Source organism: Paenibacillus sp. CMM36 (assembly GCF_053570945.1).
This window is the reverse complement of record NZ_JBSEDY010000006.1, coordinates 306,164-323,606: the sequence shown is the minus strand read 5'-3', so window position 1 is coordinate 323,606 and position 17,443 is coordinate 306,164. Positions and strand designations below refer to the sequence as shown.

Below are 17,443 nucleotides of genomic sequence, written 5' to 3'. Positions count from 1 at the left end.
GAGGTTTGGCATGTGAGATGGGCACTCCCATGTTCGTCTGTTTCATCGGCTAAGCTGTCAACTGAGTGGAAAGGGAAAGAGGTATGGGGAATGAATGAAATTTTAACAATTGCGGGTCTGATCTCAATTGTGCTGGCGGTGCTGTATTTCGTTAAAAAAATATATGATTTTATCGATTTGCAGAAGGTGACACGGAAGGATATCTATGAGAACTATGATATCTATAAAGCAGCTCAGAAGTTTGCTCTCGGTACACCCGTCGATGAGATCAGAGAAATCCTGACAAACAGCTATGAGTTAGACGATAACCAGGTTGAAGAGACAATGCTTTTGGCTCTTCCTCATCGGCACGATACAGATGGTGGTTATCTTGCCTTTATCAAGGCTGTAAATCGGGTGCTGGAACAAGAGGTTTACAGCTAAACGTTAGTAAGAAGGAAAAATATGAATCGTTAGGCCGCGTTACTGGTGTTTGCTCCCAACTTGGCCAGAGAACAATTTCTACAAGTGCTGAGTGAAGGAGAGAAATTATTTGTTGCTTTGGCATCCAATCCTGATCAACAACAACATTTGTAAGAATTAGGAGTAGAAAATGTTATTGAAAGCTTAGAAGGCTTATTCCACTTGTTGAAGACGGAGTGAGTCTTTTTTACATGCAGAAAATTCAACTACAATAAGCAATTAAAAACGGCAAGTCGATGTATGCAAAGAGGAAGAGAGAATAAGTTCTATGAATTCCATGAAAGCGTTTGACATATTTGAATATCAATCTATAATTATGAACAGAATTGGACCTCCCCGAGATGGAGGTATCCTGATTTTTTCAATCTGAATCGGATTAAGATGTCGCCAATTTTCAAATAGGTCGCTGCCTATGAGGAAGACGATAATTGATAGAGCTGTTATTCATAAACAGCAAGCTCATAACCAGGGGCTTGCTCTTTCATTTACCTAAGGAGAATGGGTCGGAATGACACTTAAAAAAAAGAATCTTTTTATTGTTTTTTCTCAGCGCATTTATTCCCTTTATCAGTATATTTGCAATTTCTTACTATACCATTGATTCCATTTTTGCGAATAAAATCAATGATGGAATTAGGAGCAATCTACAGCAGGTAACTTCATCACTGGAAAATTCAATTACCAACCTGAATCATGTTACTCAGCAATTATCCTATAGTGGTACATTAGGCAAAAAACTGGATGAAGTCTTGAAGCCTTCCTCCAATATATTTGAATTGATTGAGGCTAGAGATGAATTAAAGAATGAGTTAAATGTCGTAACGTTTACTAATCCGAATATAGGTCTGACCTTATACTATTTCCAGAAAGAAGGCACTACACAGTTCGCTAACTTTCCCATCAAAGATCGTTTTTCTCCCGAGTCTTTGCCTGTGCTTTCCAAATCATATGGCATTGCGTACTATGGTCCCCATATGAGTATGAACCGATTTGATGATCAGCTTGTTTTATCTGCTATGCGAAAGGTACAGCTGCCTCAAAGGGACGATGTATATATTTACATCGAATCCGGCTTTCGTCTTACACAGGATATACTGGGTTACAATCAATACAAAGGAGCTTTATCGCATTTAATCCTGAATGGTGAGGGCAACATTGTTTACAGTGAAATTCCAGAAGCGATGAAGGTCGGAGAGAATTTTTCCAGCATATCGAAAGGTACTGCAAAAGATGGAATATCCCGTGATTACCATTGGTTTAAGGAGGACTCCAGTCAGAATTGGAGCGTCATATCGGTAATTTCGCAGGCTAAGTATCAACAGGAGAAAAACCAGTGGTTGCTTCAAATATTACTGGTCGCTTTATTTTTTCTCGGCTTTACCGTATTTCTGGCTTGGCTTCTGTGGAAGATGGTTTACAAACCACTCGGTCTGTTCCATTCGGAAATTAACGGAATGTCTCAGAATCCACAAAAGGCAGGCAGCCAGACCCGCACTCAAATTCCCGAGTTTGATTTTCTGTTGGGGGAATTCTCAAATATGCAGCATCAAATCGGCGACCTGTTCAAGGAAGTGCAGCAGAAAGAGAAGATTCGTGCAGATTTGGAAGTGGAAAAATTGTTATATCAGATCAATCCTCACTTTCTGATGAATACGCTGGATACTGTGCACTGGCTGGCCGTCATGAACGGACAAGGGGAGATTGACAAGTTGGTGCAATCCTTAAACAAGCTGTTGTATTACAATTTGGGTAAATTAGGGCAAGTATCCACGATGGAAGAGGAAATTGATGCGCTAAGACAGTACCTAATCTTGCAGCAAATTCGATATGACTTTGAATTTGACGTACGTATTTCAGCGGATGATCAAGTGCTTCAAATACCTGTGCCTCGTTTTATTTTGCAACCGTTGGTTGAAAATTCACTTTATCATGGACTGAGTGACGAAGGTTTTATTCAAATTGAAGTTACACTTGCCAAAACGCTGAATATTTTAATACAGGATAATGGAGCAGGCATGACCGAGGAAGCGATTCAAAGACTTCTGAATAATCGTATAACTGAACATAAAAAAGTAGGGATGGGCATTGGACTCAATTATGTCCACCGCATGTTGAGGGCACAGTACGGAGATCAAGCACAACTGGTGATCGAAAGTGAATTGGGTACAGGGACAAGTATACTGCTCATACTTCCTATCAAAGGAGAAGATGACTGAGGATGATTAAGGTATTGATAGTGGATGACGATAAATTAGTACGAAAAGGAATAAGCTCTGCGATGCCGTGGAACGAGTTCAATATGGAGGTTGTAGGAGAAGCAAGTAACGGGTTGAAAGCACTGGATTTTCTGAAAGCCCAACCGGTCGATCTGATGTTGACGGATCTCGCGATGCCGGTGATGTCAGGTATTGAACTGATGCGAGCTGCAAGGCAGCTCTATCCAGAACTACATATTGTCGTATTAACACTGCATCAAGATTTCGATTATATCCAGGAAGCGCTCAGACTTGGAGCCATCGACTATATAGCCAAAGTTCAGCTCGAGAAGGAGCAATTCGAACACGTGCTGCATCGAATACATGCTCGGATTGACGAGCTGGCGAATACAAGACGAAAGCTGCCTCTGCTAAGTGAGACCAATGTCCATTATCGCCATGTGTATGCACTTGTTTCACTGGATCGCAAGTCAGGACAGAGCTGGCCGATTGAACTGACATCCAATGTAGACGAGATCCGATGGGAGGTTGAACGGAACTGTTGGATGTGGACGGCACCCATGGACGTAGAGGATCAGCTGTTCCATAAACTGAAGGAATCCCTGGATCAAGTTCCCCAAGGCGCCTTGCTGGTTATATCCGATGTACAAGACCGAACATGGTCGCAAATCCAAAACTGGATTATGAATTATACAGAAACGTCCTTATTCTATGCATACAACCCTTATGATCCTGTCATTGCCGTTTCGATGGATGTGGAGGACTCTTTTCCAATAGAACCGAAGGATGAAGACATGGATCGTATTAAGCAAAGTTGGTTCCTATCACCATGGACCCACAACGATAGTTACTACAACCAACTGATTGAACAGCTCAAATCACTAAGACTGCATAAAGGCCAGCTGATGGGATTGCTATACTCTATAGTTATGGAATGGAATCACCTTTTTGCCCAGACTACGCTGGGTAGAATCTCAATGATCCATTCTTTTCAATCCTGGTACGAGGTAGAAGAGTGGATCAAGCAGACCTCTGAGGGCATTCGTAAGTCAGATGAACAGACTTCGTATTCACAGGAAATTGTAGACGCCGTGAAAAAAGCGATTATGATCATGCACAATGATTTGGACCAAGCTTTTACAGCTTCAGGTCTGTCCCAGCAACTGAACATCAGCCGAAGCTATTTCAGTCAATGCTTCAAGGATCTGATGGGGAAAACCTTTAATGAGTACTCCCGATTTATACGAATAGAGAAGTCTAAAGAGTATTTATTGAATACAAACAACACGATTTTCTGGATTGCGGAGCGAGTGGGTTATACGGATGAAAAATATTTCAGCCGAATTTTTCGCGAATTGACAGGTCTGCTACCAAGCGAATATCGACACCTCGGCAGAGGGGATAAATAGCGTACTCTCCCAGATGACCAATAAACCGGGCGAAAGAGGGGAAAGCGATGATTAAGAAGATGGCTGCATGTGTTCTTGTCGTCAGCTTAATTGCAGTGACCGTATATTTCAGCAAACCATACTTCCGGGAATCGCCAATGGGACCAACGAAAACAATCTCGGACACTGCCGCTGCCGATCCATTTGGGAAATATGAACATCCCGTTTCCATCCGACTGGGATATGCGGTAGACCCAACAGGCGCGGATCTCTCTGGAGGAGAAACACTTGAGAAGAATATATGGAAAACGGTGATTAAACAAAACCTTAACATTGATGTCCAGGTATTATGGCAGGTATCGAAGGAAAATCTGAGTCAGAAAATCGACCTGGCTATCGCCAGCAATGATCTGCCGGATGCCATGATTGTAAATCAGCTGCAGCTGAACGAGATGATCAAGGCTGGTGAAATTGAAGATCTAACCGAGGCATACAATAGCAGCGCATCACCGGAAATAAAAAAAATTATTGATAGCACAAACGGATTGGCTATGGAACAAGTGACCTTCGCTGGCAAGATAATGGCTGTTCCTTCTGTGACAGCGGAAGACTTCAGCATGCTCTGGATTCGACAGGATTGGCTGGACCGTCTTGGACTGAAACCGCCGAAAACGGTAGATGATCTGGAAGCTATCGCCAAGGCCTTTGTGGAGAATGACCCAGATGGAAACAGTAAGCGGGATACGATTGGCCTTGCTTCAAGCACTGGACTGTATAACGATTTCAACAACAGTGCTTTTTCTTTTGATCTAACGCCAATCTTCGCAGCATATGGATCTTTTCCGGGATATTGGCTGAGCAAAGATGGAAAACCTGTATACGGTTCGGTTCTACCGGAAACGAAGGACGCCTTGGTCAAACTGCGTGAAATGTACGCCAAAGGCCTTCTCGATCCAGAACTGGGTCTCCGCAAAGAAGCGGAAGAAACAGTTATTAACGGTCAGGCGGGGATGTTCTTTCAAGGTTTTTATGCTGGGTACTGGCCCCTTCCGAGCGCTTGGCAGAACGAGCCGGAGGCGAACTGGCAAGCATACGCACTCCCACTGGATGCAAACGGTGCATACCATGTGAAGGTGGATAATCCGTCAAGTTCATTCTTGGTGGTACGAAAAGGATATGCTCATCCCGAAGCGATCATAAAAATTAACAATCTGTACCTTCGTGATGAGTTCAAGTACGGTACGCGTTTTATGCTGGGCCGCAATTTCTTAGCTCCGACAGATGAAGCACGATTTGAAACAAAGGCCGCGCAGGATATTCTGATGGGAACCAAAACACCCGCCGATTTCAAGGACAAGTCTGAATACAAATTGCTGGAAAATTTGGTTTCGACAATAAAACAAACCAAATTGAAGCCTTATGATCAATATGGTATTTCCTATTGGAATGAACACAGCAACAGCTTTATGCGGGGTTATTCGCTTCTAGTAGGCGGAAGAAATTTTTTCGATCCAAACATCCATAAAGTTCGAAGCCTTACCTATATACGAACTCCAACGATGGAGAAGGCTTGGGGTGAACTATCAAAACTGGAACATGATACATTTTTAAAAATTATTTTAGGCGCTGAACCGACCGATTCATTTGATCAATTTGTCGAGGAATGGAAGAAACAAGGGGGCGATCAAGTGACTGTGGAGGTGACTGCACTCCATAACCATCGCTGAAGACCATCATGAATGTGATACGATAAATTCTATAAGACACTGTTATAATTCCATTAATCAAGCCGACGATTCCTGTTTCAGGAGCTGCCGGTTTTTTTGTTCTTCACTTTGATTAGTAAGTAAGGATAGACAAATGTATGTCGGTAGGTAGGATAAATGCTTACAAGCCAACTTTGGCTTTTTGATCCCGAATGAAACCGCATACATTTCTCTATCCAAACAGACGTTCAATCCCTATCTCGATTTGTCTTCTCCGAGCTTTATAATGAAAGCGCAAACAACAATGATAGAGAAATATTCAGAACGAAGGGGAATCGAATGTGATGAGAACTAAATGGTTCATAAAAAGCAAATTGTTGACGAGACGTCTGGCTGCGCTGTCGATGTCTGCCCTGGTGATTTCAACCCTTGCAGCCTGTGGGGGCTCCTCCAACCCTCCCACTGCGGAGGAAGCGGGCAAGTATGAGGCAACACCGGGAGACCCATTCAGTGCCTATAAAGACGAAATAACCGTAACGATGGGGCGTGTGACTACAGCCAACCCGAAACTGCCGGCTGGAGATACGTATGAGAACAACGCGTATACTCGGCTGGTCAAAGAAAAGTTTAACGCTAAGATTAAAGACCAATTTGAAGCCAACGGAGAAGATTACAGCCGTCAGGTTTCTCTCGCCATCGCCTCTGGGGAACTGCCTGACATGATGCGTGTTGATTCCAAGGATGAACTCAAAGAACTGGTTGATAATGATCTGATTGAAGATATGACGGAAATTTACAAACAATATGCCACAGATAACATCAAGAACATTTACGACTCTTATGAGGGCCGTGCATTAGACAGTGCAACGATAGATGGACGTTTAATGGGACTTCCGGCTACTTCCCTAGATTCCGCGCCAACCATGGTCTGGGTTCGTCAGGATTGGCTGGATCTACTGGGAATCCAACTTGACGCAGACGGAGACGGGGCCATCAAGCTGGATGATGTGGAGAAAACGGCTGAGGAATTCCTGAAAAGAGATCCTGGCCAATCCGGGAAACCGGTAGGTATTCCCTTTGTGAACACCCTGAATACAAGTGACTATAATGCTTCTGCCTATACCATGCTGGGAGTTGCCTCCACCAAGGGTGCATTCCCTCAATACTGGATGAAGGGGAAGGACGGCAGCATTATTTATGGCTCGACAACAAAGGAAACCAAGCAGATGTTAGGCGTCATGGCAGATTGGTTCAAGAGAGGCCTCATCGACCCGCAATTTGGAACACGCACATTTGATGATATTACGGCACTGTACACCAACGGCCAAAGTGGTATTGCTTTTGGACCATGGCATATTCCTGACTGGGGTCTGAGCAGCGTGAAGCAGATGGATAAGAATGCGAAATTCACGGCTTACACTTTGGAGGATGCAGACGGAAAGGTAAACGTGGCACACGCCAATCCAGCTAATCAGTTTATCGTTGTGAGAAAAGGATATGAACACCCGGAACTCGCCGTTAAAATAGTAAACCTTTTCTACGATAAATTGGCAAATGATAAAAATGTGGAAACATCTATGCCAGAAGCCGCCAAGTATCAAGAGAACGGCGTAGACGGTTCTACCAGACCTTTTAATATTGAAGTCAACTCGGCTACCTCGCTGCTGGATGATTACTCTGACATTGTTCGCGGAATTAAAGGGGAGATTAGTTTGGATCAGGTCCGGACAACAGAATCAAAGAACAATATTAAAAGTATTCAAACCTACTTGAGCGATATGGATACGGATAACGTAACATCCTGGGCGAAATATCACTCGCGTATCAACGGAGTGGGACTCATCGACAAACTGACACGGGAAAACAAATTCGTTTGGATGACACCCGCCTTCTCTGGCACTACACCAAGCATGAAACAGACATGGGCTAATCTGACCAAGATGGAGCAGGAATCTTTCATCAAAATCGTGACTGGTGCAGAATCTCTGGATTACTTCGATACTTTCGTTAGCAATTGGAAGAAACAAGGTGGTGACCAGGTAATTCAGGAAATTGAAGACGAAGCTGCATCCGAAAAATAAACAATCATGAACTGCTAGAAGGGCTGCGATAAGCAGCCTTTCTTCAGGAAAGGGGTCCATCCATGAAACAGGGAAATGATAGAGCAAAAGGTCGGTTGGGCACGGGTGCCATGTATCATTTGATGATGCTTCCGGGGATTTTATTTTTACTGGTATTCAGCTATGTTCCGATGGTCGGTGTCATTACGGCGTTTCAGGATTATATACCAGCCAAGGGGATGTTTGGCTCCAAATTTGTAGGGCTGAAGCATTTTATTTATATGTTTAAGCTGCCGGACATCGCACAGGTTTTTAGTAATACGTTGGTGATTGCCATTGCCAAGATTCTATTGGGAACAATGATGGCTATCATTTTTTCCATCTTGTTAAATGAGATCCGCATCAAATTCGTTAAAAAATCCGTACAGACAATTGTTTATTTGCCACACTTTTTATCCTGGGTAGTTCTAGCATCCGTGGTTGTTAACATGTTCAGTTTGGATGGAATAGTGAATCAAATTTTGGCTTTTTTCGGTCTGGAGAATATTAATTTTCTCGGCAGCAACACCTGGTTCCAGCCGCTGATTATTGGGACAGACGTGTGGAAGGAGTTCGGTTACAGTTCCATCGTCTATTTGGCTGCAATTACTTCGATTGATCCGGGTCTGTATGAAGCGGCAGGAATGGATGGAGCCAGCTGGTGGAGAAAAGTATGGCATATTACATTGCCAGGTATGCTGCCTATTATCCTGCTCATGGGAGTGATGAGTCTGACCAATATTTTGAGTGCCGGCTTCGATCAAATTTATAATCTGTATAATCCGGTTGTCTATGAATCGGGGGATATTCTGGATACTTATGTATATCGGATTGGACTCGTTGGGCGACAGTATAGCTTCGGTACGGCTGTTGGTCTGTTTAAGTCAGTGATCGGTATTGTTTTGCTATTATCCGCCAACCATTTGGCCAAGAAATACACCGACCGAAAAATATTCTAAGGAGGCAAAGCCTATGCCGTATTCTGTAAGCCTAAAAGATCGAATTGGCCGGTTTGTCATCAATACCATCGTCATATTGCTGGCATTGATCTGCCTTCTTCCTTTATGGAATATCGTTGCGATTTCATTCAGCAGCAGCGAGGCCGTGTCAGCTAATGCTGTAGGTCTCGTACCGGTCAATTTTACAACAGCAGCGTATACGAAAATTATTGATGATGCTCAGTTCTGGCGTTCCTTTGGCATATCTGTTCTACGTGTTGTGCTTACACTTATTCTCAACATGATTCTTATTATTTTAATGGCATACCCGCTCTCCAAGTCGAGAAGGGAATTTAGAGGCAGAAACATTTATATGAATGTCATGATTTTTGCCATGCTGTTCAGCGGCGGGATGATCCCGAGTTATCTACTGATCAAAAACCTCGATATGCTTAATACAATTTGGTCGCTTGTTCTGCCGGGTGCGGTCCCTATATTCAGTGTCATCCTTGTCATGAACTTCTTCTCTGCTGTACCTAAGGCGCTAGAAGAAGCAGCATTCATCGATGGGGCGAATCCGCTCCAGGTCCTGTTTAAAGTGTATGTTCCCGTGTCCATCCCTGCGCTGGCGACGGTAGCACTATTCAGTATCGTGGGAACGTGGAATGATTTCTTCAGCGGTTTGATCTATATGACCCAAGTTAGCAATTATCCGCTAATGACTTATATTCAGTCCCTTAATGTGAACATTGCGGAACTTCTTCAATCCGGCACCAACTCAGCACAACTCAGCAACTTGACTGAAATTTCAAACAAAAATTTAAATGCGGCCAAAATCGTAGTCGCTGTCATCCCGCTGCTGCTGATTTATCCGCTGCTTCAAAAATATTTTGTGACTGGAATTGTTGTAGGATCGGTAAAAGAGTAATTATATGCTGTGACTTGCTTAAGATAAAAATACTATTTGTGTATTGGAAGGGTTGAAATGAACAATGGAAAATAAAAATTGGTGGAAAGAAATCGTTGTATACCAGATATATCCACGGAGCTTTCAAGATAGTAATGGTGATGGAATCGGCGATTTGAAAGGAATTGTTTCCCGTCTGGACTATTTGCAGCAACTTGGTGTCGGTGCAATTTGGCTATCACCAGTTTGTAAATCCCCTCAGGATGATTTTGGTTATGATATTTCGGACTATCGGGATATTGATCCGATGTTCGGGTCTTTGGATGATATGGGGATGTTAATTGATGAAGCTGGGAAGCGTGACATTCGAATCATAATGGATTTGGTGTTAAACCATACTTCCGATGAGCATCCCTGGTTTCAAGAAGCAAAAAAAAGCAAAGAAAATCCGTACCATGACTATTATGTCTGGAGAGATGGCGTTGAAGGAATACCACCAAACGATTTGGGTTCCATCTTTGGTGGTTCAGCTTGGGAATGGGTACCCGAGATAGGGCAATATTATTTACATCTTTTTTCTGTAAAACAGCCGGATCTCAACTGGGAAAACCCAAAAGTCCGACAAGAGATTTACGAAATGATCAATTGGTGGATAAGCAAGGGTGTAGGCGGTTTTCGACTTGACGTAATTGACTTAATCGGAAAAGAGCCAGATTTGAAAATTACCAGCAACGGGCCGAATCTGCATAAGTATATCAGGGAACTCAGCAAGGAGACGTTTCAAAAAGCTGGAGACCTGCTGACGGTTGGAGAAACATGGGGCGCTACGCCAGAGATCGCCAAATTGTATAGCAACCCGGACGGCAGTGAGTTCTCAATGGTATTTCAATTTGAACATATTAGTTTGGACGAACAAGAGGGGAAAGGGAAGTGGGATCTTAAGCCTCTAGATTTTCTAGAATTAAAAAAAGTGTTGTCTAAATGGCAGACAGAGCTGAAGGGGGATGCCTGGAACAGTTTGTTTTGGAATAATCACGACTTACCCCGAATCGTTTCTCGTTGGGGAGATGACGGAGAATACAGGATAGAATCGGCTAAAATGTTGGCAACCCTTCTTCATGGCATGCGAGGCACACCATACATTTATCAGGGGGAAGAATTAGGAATGACGAATGTTCAATATCCAATTGAAGACTATCGGGATATTGAGTTACTAAATTTCTACAAAGATAGAATTGAGAAAGGATACCCTGAAGATAAAGTTATGGAGTCAGTCTTTGCAAAGGGGCGTGATAACGCTCGAACACCAATGCAGTGGGACGCTTCCGACAACGCTGGTTTTACATTAGGGAACCCTTGGATTAAAATAAACCCGAATTATAAGGATATCCATGCACAAGAAAGTTTAAATAACCCTGAATCCATATTCCATTATTATCGGAAACTAATCCGATTAAGGAAAGATCATGAAGTGATCATATATGGGGATTATGAGCTGATATATCCCAAGAATAAAGATTTGTTCGCGTACACTCGAACGCTGAAAGGAGCCAAACTACTTGTAGTATGTAATTTTCAAAAATACACAACCCATCTCCCACTTCAGAAAGAGCTGGCAGAGACTAAGCAGCTGCTAATATCCAATTATCCAAGTAACATGTCTGAAATAGAAATGCGCCCTTATGAAGCGAGAATGTACCTTATCGATACACTCCATAAATGAAAAGGTCTCAGCTTTTTAGATTTTTTTTTTTGATGACAATAACCACAAATAGTAACAAAGGGAGGAGAATTTGAAAAATAGGAAACCAGGAATTAAGAACAAATTTCCGACCGATTACCATGTGATGAGTATAGTTAGGCGACAAAAAAGAAAGCCCATAAATAAGTGCAGCAAGGGGAAGAATCCATTTTTTAAATCCGACTCCAGTTATTTTTTCAAGTCCTATCACTGCACCGTTAAAAAATAAAGACATTTTGATGATCAAGCCAAGAAAAAGAAGCAAGGTGAAAAGGGCATCCATTCGTTCGAACAGATCTGCTAATTCAATCAACTGAACGGTTTCCAAAAGTGGAAGTGTGCTATTAGCGGCGATCTTAGGTCCCAGAACAAAAATATCCAATTGATTAATAAATGTTAGAGCAAGTGCGGTCACTATATAGGCAAAGAAAACGGGTTTTGTGAGATTCCGGCCTTTATGTACGAGCGGATAAAATACAAGAAATAACACAGTTTGTCCGAATGGAAAGGAGATAAGCTCAGGAATAGCGGCTTTAAATATGGGTTTCCATCCTTCCTCTAAAACTGGAAGGGAATTTTCCAAGTGAAAGAGACCAGTTGCCGGAATTAATATACTAATTATGGCGTATCCAAGTACAAAAAAAGGGAAAAGGAACAAGCAAAATAAGAAAAATGCTTTGTAGCCGTAACGAACCGTGTTGGATACAACCACGATTGTGATCAAGATGATGATCCACAAAGGGGTTTGGCGGAGCAATGTCATTACTGTCACCTCGCCTAAATCGCGTATGTTCCGAGAAGCTTCATATGTAAAATACAGCACAAAAAGTAAATTGATGAGTGTGCCCACATATTTCCCAGTGTAACGGCGAAACAACATGAACAAATCTAATTCAGGATCTTGATGGTGAATAACAAGATGGAGCTTTAGCAGAAGTAGTCCTGCTAAAGCTCCTATCAACATGACTAACCAAGCATCTTGATTTGCTTCAGCCCCCATTAAAAACAAAGTTGTACTTCCAACTTCAAATAAAGACATACAAATGATCAACTCGGATAGTCGGATTGTATTTTGACGCATGGCTTCAATTCACCTCTCCCTGTTTATCTTATTTCAACAGTTCGTTAAAAGATTTTTCGAATAATCCTGGACGTGCAAGCTTCATTTTTACATCTATTTTTATATCCATGTTTGCTAACTCTCCAGGCCACGTCTCTTTTATTTTTTTCCAGTCTTTTGGATACTTGTGATGGATTTTATTTCCAATACCGATAAGGTCGATATTCTTTTGCTGTAAGGCTTTCCAGCCTTCCTGAATTTGCAATTTGATCGTTTCTGCTGCTTGCATCTGCAATTGATGTGTACTTTGCATATTTTTCATTTCTCTTTGGGAAGAGGCTGACAGAAGATCACCGGTAGCTTTAACGTCAACGTTTAGGTAATAATGATTTAAATTCTTGATTGGCGTAACCTTAATCTTGGCTTTCCGGATGAGGAAAGCGGACGTAACATTCCCATCTACATAGTTTACAGTAGTGTTTTTAATCTGGTTGTTTAACCATGAAACCCCCATACTTTCCTTTTCATTTAGAAAGCCGACTCTCTTGTCTTTCTGAAAAATGCTTAAACCCGATAACTTGAGTTTATTTTTGGCGGAGGTTTCCTTGAAAACATCAACAGAGTCTAGTTTCTCCGGCTCTGAACCCTCAAGAGATATTTCTGGAACTCCGGCTGCGCCACTATCGGAGCTAATTTTCGAAATAAATTCATACATGGATATTGCGGGGTAGATTGATCCTAATTTGCTATCTCTTTCTATAATCTTTTCTAAAGCTTGACCAGGAATTTTCTCTGGTGGTACAAGCTTTTTTAAAAAATCACGAGCCTCTCCGTTGGCAATGAATACTTTTACAGTTTCTCGTGAATCAAGGTTGCGGAGGTAAATATCAATAATCTCTTCAATGCCTTGTTCTGCTGCTTTTTTTCCAATAACGAGTATATTATTTTGGGCAAAATATAGTTTACGCGGGTATTCCAGGCTACTCTTCGTAACGGTTTCTCTCAATGTTTTTCCATGTGTAGAAAAGGTATGTACAGCGCTTTGCGATGCCCCGGTGGAAGAACCACCTGATCCAGTCGTCATAGCTGATGGAATTATGATTTGATAGGTATTGATCCAGTCGCCCTTATGGCCATCAATTCCAGTTGCTGTTGTGATGGCTAATTCGTTCAATTCTGTACGATCTACGCACCCTGTAAGTAATAACCCTGCAATAAACAGAACATAACTAACTCTTAATTGCCGCACCATTGATCTCTCCTATTTTTGGGTATCAGACTTGTCATTATTTTTGATTTCATCCGAACTAGCAGGGTATTGGTGAGCTGCCTGTCTTGTCTGGTTATGGCCTGATTTTTCGCTAGGTCTGGTTTTCATAGCCCACCACGGAGCTCTGATGATAAGGTCCTTCATATTAGATTTAAAGGTGGGGCTGTAGGGCACAAAATAATCAACTCCGAATGATTTGAGAGATACAAGATGAACAAGAAGGGGGATAATTCCTATCAGAATACCGAATAAGCCCAGAGCCCCCGCCAGTAGCATAAGTGCAAAACGCAACAACCTGACTGCTGAAGCCATACCAAAATACGGGATGACAAAGTTCGATATAGCAGTGAAGGCAACAACGATAACCATTGCACCTGAGACCAGTCCGGCTTGCACCGCTGCCTGCCCGATAACCAGAGCTCCTACAATGGAAACGGCTGGTCCGATGACCCGTGGCATTCGCACACCTGCTTCACGAATCACTTCAAACATCAATTCCATCATTAATGCTTCAATTAATGCAGGAAAAGGAGTTCCTTCCCGTTGAGCCATCAGCGTAATTAACAGCGTGGTGGGGATCATTTCCTGTTGGAAAGTCGTCAAGGCTATAAATAGAGAGGGAAGCAACAATGAGACTAGAAAAGATACCACACGAAGAGCCCTTAAAAAAGTTGAAATGTCATATCTCTGGTAGTAGTCTTCGGCCGTTTGAAAGAAATTGAAGAAAGTTACAGGTGCAATCAGAGCGAATGGCGTCCCATCAACCAGAACAGCTACTTGTCCGTCTAAAAGGCTACCTGCGACAGTATCCGGACGCTCTGAGTTTAGCATGGTGGGAAAGAGACTAAGTGGTTCATCCTGTATGAATTCTTCGATATAGCCACTTTCAAGTATGCTGTCTGTATCAATGGATTGAAGCCGTTTTGTAATTTCCCGTATTACTTCTGGATTAGCGACATTTTCAATGTAAGCTAATATGACTTTAGTTTGTGTATATCGTCCAATAACGTGACTTTCAAATTTAAGGTCAGGTGTCCGCAATTTTCTTCTGATCAGTGTAATGTTAGTTGAGACATCCTCTGTAAATCCTTCTTTAGGACCCCGTACTACGGTCTGAGTACTGGGTTCCTGAATAGCCCGTCTTACTCCGCCTGCGATGGAAACTGCCAAAGCATAGTTGTTTCCGTTGATGACAATGACAGCATTCCCGGAGAGAATGGCTTGATATACCTCATTTTGCGAATGTATCATTTGAATATTTCCTGCTGGAATTGTCTTCTTTAATAGAGAGACCGTGCTATTTTCACCAAGCTTAGAGGAAGATTCAGAGAGTTTTTCTGTAATTAAACCTTCCATTAAATCGGAAAGTAAGTTTTGATCAATTAATCCCTCGATATAACATACTGCGAGATGACCGGCATGGGCAGGATTTTCGGAAAAATTACGAATGATAAAATCAGGACCTTGTCCGAGTTTCGATTTGAGTAAAGACAGAGTTTGGGGCAATGACGGATTAATGGGGTCAGTTGTTTGCTGATTGGACTTTTCACTATCTTGTCTACGCCTTCTTTCAGGTCTCAGAACGTTTCTAAACCAACCTAACAACACAAGTTAACCCCCTTGCTTTATTGATAAAGCATATTTTATCCTCTAAGACCTAAAATATACTTCTTAAGAGCAGTTGATTCCAAAGTTAACCATTAAAATCTAAAAAATCAAAAGCGGGCGCCGTCCAACAGAGGAGAGCGCCCGCTTTTGATTTTTTGGAAATAACTAAATTCAACTAGCAGGTCAGGGAATCAACTCGAGCCCTTCTCCCGGTTCCAACACTTTCCCTACCCCTTCCTTTAGAAGCGAGGCGAAGTAGTGAGGGTCTTGTTTGATATGAGGGAACGTATTGAAATGGATCGGCACAACTTGTTTCGCTTGAAGCCATTCAGTTGCCAGCGCAGCATCTTCTGGACCCATAGTATGGTTGTCTCCGATCGGCAGAAATGCCAAATCGATATTGCTGAGTTCTCCAATCACCTTCATATCGTAGAACAAACCTGTGTCTCCTGCGTGGTAAATCGTTCTGCCCTCTGCTGTGAACAGAATCCCTGTAGGCATTCCCGTATAGATGATTGTTTTAGTCTCCAGATTAACGAGGCTTGAGCTATGAAAAGCCTGGGTTAATTTCACTTTTCCAAATTCGAATTGATAAGCTCCCCCAATGCTCATGGCGTGGGTTCGTACACCTTGCCAACTGAGAACATCCGCTAGCTCTGCCGATGCGATTACCAGCGCGTCATTTCGTTTTGCAATTTCCACAGTATCTCCAACATGATCCCCGTGGCCATGGGTCAGAAGGATTACATCAGCCTGCACGTCGGCTGCTTCCAGATCGGTGTTGGAGTTGCCTGTAATAAAAGGATCAATAAGAATAATTGTGCCATGGGTTTCGATTTTTACAACGGAATGTCCATGATAAGATACTTTCATTTTTCTTCCCCCTTGGTCAAATCGGCGGTGCCGGGTTTATTAATGTGATGTAACAAACCATTGCCACGATATTGACTAATCTCCAATCGCTATCGAAACATACTCTTAGAAATTCTTCGCAGCATTGCGCGCTTTTTCAATTGCTTCGGCTTTGATTTGGGGAGCGCGGTCTCCCGCCGTGGACAGACCTTCCACAAATAGGCTATCAAAGTCTGTTACGCCGACAAAATTCAAAACCGTCTTCAAATGACGGCTTCCATTCTCGCGTTCCGCCACAGGACCTTCCGAATAGATGCCGCCGCTAGCTTGAATGTGGAATGCTTTTTTGTTATGCAGCAGTCCAACGGGGCCATTCTCCGTGTATTTGAATGTTTTGGCTCTGACGCAAAAGGAATCAATGTATGCCTTCAATACCGGAGGGTAAGAAAAGTTCCACATGGGTGTAACGAACACGTACTTGTCCGCAGTGACAAACTCTTCGAGCAAATGATTCAGTTGGGTTATTTTTTCTTGATGCGCGGCAGTCAATTGATCAAACGATGCTCCCGTTTGAAGCTTGCCCCATGCCTCCAATACATCTGCATCGATATGCGGAATGTCTCGTTGATACAGATCTACGTGCACAATCTTATCTTCTGGGTGACTTTCTTGATAGGCTTGTACAAATTGCTCGCCAACGGAAAGGCTGTAAGATGCTTCAGGATTACCAGGATGCGCAGTGATATAAAGAATAGTCGACATAATTATATTTTCTCTCCTTCTTATATAAAATTACGATTTAAACAATAAAAGGGGCGATGCCGTTGCCATAAGACCAGTTGTCTTTCGTGACTTCAATTAAATTGATAAAAACATCCTCGGTTCTAATGTTGCACTGCTCATGCAGTTGTTCAGCTAATGCCGCATAGAACTCTTTTTTTACTTCAGACGATCTGCCGACATTCAAAATGATTTGAACGATGAGAAATCCATCGCTTCTTTCAATGTCCAGACAGTTTGGATCAAAGTTGAAGTTCTCTCGGTTGTGTTCCTCGATAATCAAAAAACGATCATTTTCAGGCACTTGCAGCTTGTCCACGATCGTTTGCGAGACAGCCTCTTTAATACGGGCTTTAGCTTCGCTCGAACGTCCTTCCAACGTGACGATACGCGTTAAAGGCATGTAGATTACCTCC

14 protein-coding genes are annotated in these 17,443 nt (G+C 42.5%); 8 read left to right on the top strand and 6 right to left on the bottom strand.

Annotated features, from left to right (window positions below):
* Nucleotides 1–12 precede the first annotated feature (12 nt).
* The 8 genes from ACWA2B_RS15165 to ACWA2B_RS15130 all read left to right on the top strand — a co-directional run bounded on the left by ACWA2B_RS15165 (nt 13) and on the right by ACWA2B_RS15130 (nt 11,439).
* Nucleotides 13–423 carry a hypothetical protein gene (locus tag ACWA2B_RS15165; protein ID WP_340844450.1) on the top strand — a complete coding sequence of 137 codons (411 nt, stop codon included), beginning with the start codon at nt 13–15 and terminating at the stop codon, nt 421–423.
* A 575-nt stretch (nt 424–998) separates the two neighbouring features.
* Nucleotides 999–2,678 carry a sensor histidine kinase gene (locus ACWA2B_RS15160; protein WP_449292354.1) on the top strand — a complete coding sequence of 560 codons (1,680 nt, stop codon included), beginning with the start codon at nt 999–1,001 and terminating at the stop codon, nt 2,676–2,678.
* 2 nt (nt 2,679–2,680) lie between these two features.
* On the top strand, nt 2,681–4,087 hold the full coding sequence (locus tag ACWA2B_RS15155; RefSeq protein WP_165150634.1) for a response regulator transcription factor: 1,407 nt from the start codon (nt 2,681–2,683) through the stop codon (nt 4,085–4,087).
* 47 nt (nt 4,088–4,134) lie between these two features.
* Nucleotides 4,135–5,793: an extracellular solute-binding protein gene (locus tag ACWA2B_RS15150; protein ID WP_318628318.1), complete on the top strand. Its 1,659-nt coding sequence runs from the start codon at nt 4,135–4,137 to the stop codon at nt 5,791–5,793.
* Nucleotides 5,794–6,116: 323 nt separating this feature from the next.
* Complete coding sequence (locus tag ACWA2B_RS15145; protein WP_449292353.1) at nt 6,117–7,853, top strand: sugar ABC transporter substrate-binding protein; 1,737 nt, start codon at nt 6,117–6,119, stop codon at nt 7,851–7,853.
* A gap of 62 nt (nt 7,854–7,915) precedes the next feature.
* On the top strand, nt 7,916–8,830 hold the full coding sequence (locus ACWA2B_RS15140) for an ABC transporter permease (protein WP_029515318.1): 915 nt from the start codon (nt 7,916–7,918) through the stop codon (nt 8,828–8,830).
* A gap of 13 nt (nt 8,831–8,843) precedes the next feature.
* Nucleotides 8,844–9,737, top strand: a complete 894-nt coding sequence (locus ACWA2B_RS15135; protein WP_449292352.1) for a carbohydrate ABC transporter permease — start codon at nt 8,844–8,846, stop codon at nt 9,735–9,737.
* Nucleotides 9,738–9,801: 64 nt separating this feature from the next.
* On the top strand, nt 9,802–11,439 hold the full coding sequence (locus ACWA2B_RS15130; protein ID WP_449292351.1) for a glycoside hydrolase family 13 protein: 1,638 nt from the start codon (nt 9,802–9,804) through the stop codon (nt 11,437–11,439).
* A 7-nt stretch (nt 11,440–11,446) separates the two neighbouring features.
* On the opposite strand, the gene ACWA2B_RS15125 is transcribed toward ACWA2B_RS15130, so the two are convergent.
* The 6 genes from ACWA2B_RS15125 to ACWA2B_RS15100 all read right to left on the bottom strand — a co-directional run bounded on the left by ACWA2B_RS15125 (nt 11,447) and on the right by ACWA2B_RS15100 (nt 17,430).
* The gene (locus ACWA2B_RS15125) at nt 11,447–12,538 is read right to left on the bottom strand and encodes a GerAB/ArcD/ProY family transporter (protein ID WP_449292350.1); all 1,092 of its coding nucleotides are present in this window, start codon (nt 12,536–12,538) and stop codon (nt 11,447–11,449) included.
* A gap of 28 nt (nt 12,539–12,566) precedes the next feature.
* Nucleotides 12,567–13,769, bottom strand: coding sequence for a Ger(x)C family spore germination protein (locus tag ACWA2B_RS15120; RefSeq protein WP_165150641.1), 1,203 nt, complete (start codon nt 13,767–13,769; stop codon nt 12,567–12,569).
* Nucleotides 13,770–13,778: 9 nt separating this feature from the next.
* The gene (locus ACWA2B_RS15115; protein ID WP_029515313.1) at nt 13,779–15,395 is read right to left on the bottom strand and encodes a spore germination protein; all 1,617 of its coding nucleotides are present in this window, start codon (nt 15,393–15,395) and stop codon (nt 13,779–13,781) included.
* Between the two features lie 183 nt (nt 15,396–15,578).
* Nucleotides 15,579–16,268, bottom strand: a complete 690-nt coding sequence (locus tag ACWA2B_RS15110; RefSeq protein WP_069011459.1) for a metal-dependent hydrolase — start codon at nt 16,266–16,268, stop codon at nt 15,579–15,581.
* 105 nt (nt 16,269–16,373) lie between these two features.
* Complete coding sequence (locus tag ACWA2B_RS15105) at nt 16,374–17,009, bottom strand: FMN-dependent NADH-azoreductase (protein ID WP_029515311.1); 636 nt, start codon at nt 17,007–17,009, stop codon at nt 16,374–16,376.
* Between the two features lie 37 nt (nt 17,010–17,046).
* Entirely contained in the window at nt 17,047–17,430 is a 384-nt protein-coding gene (locus ACWA2B_RS15100; protein WP_029515310.1) for a tautomerase family protein, read from the bottom strand.
* Nucleotides 17,431–17,443: the final 13 nt, after the last annotated feature.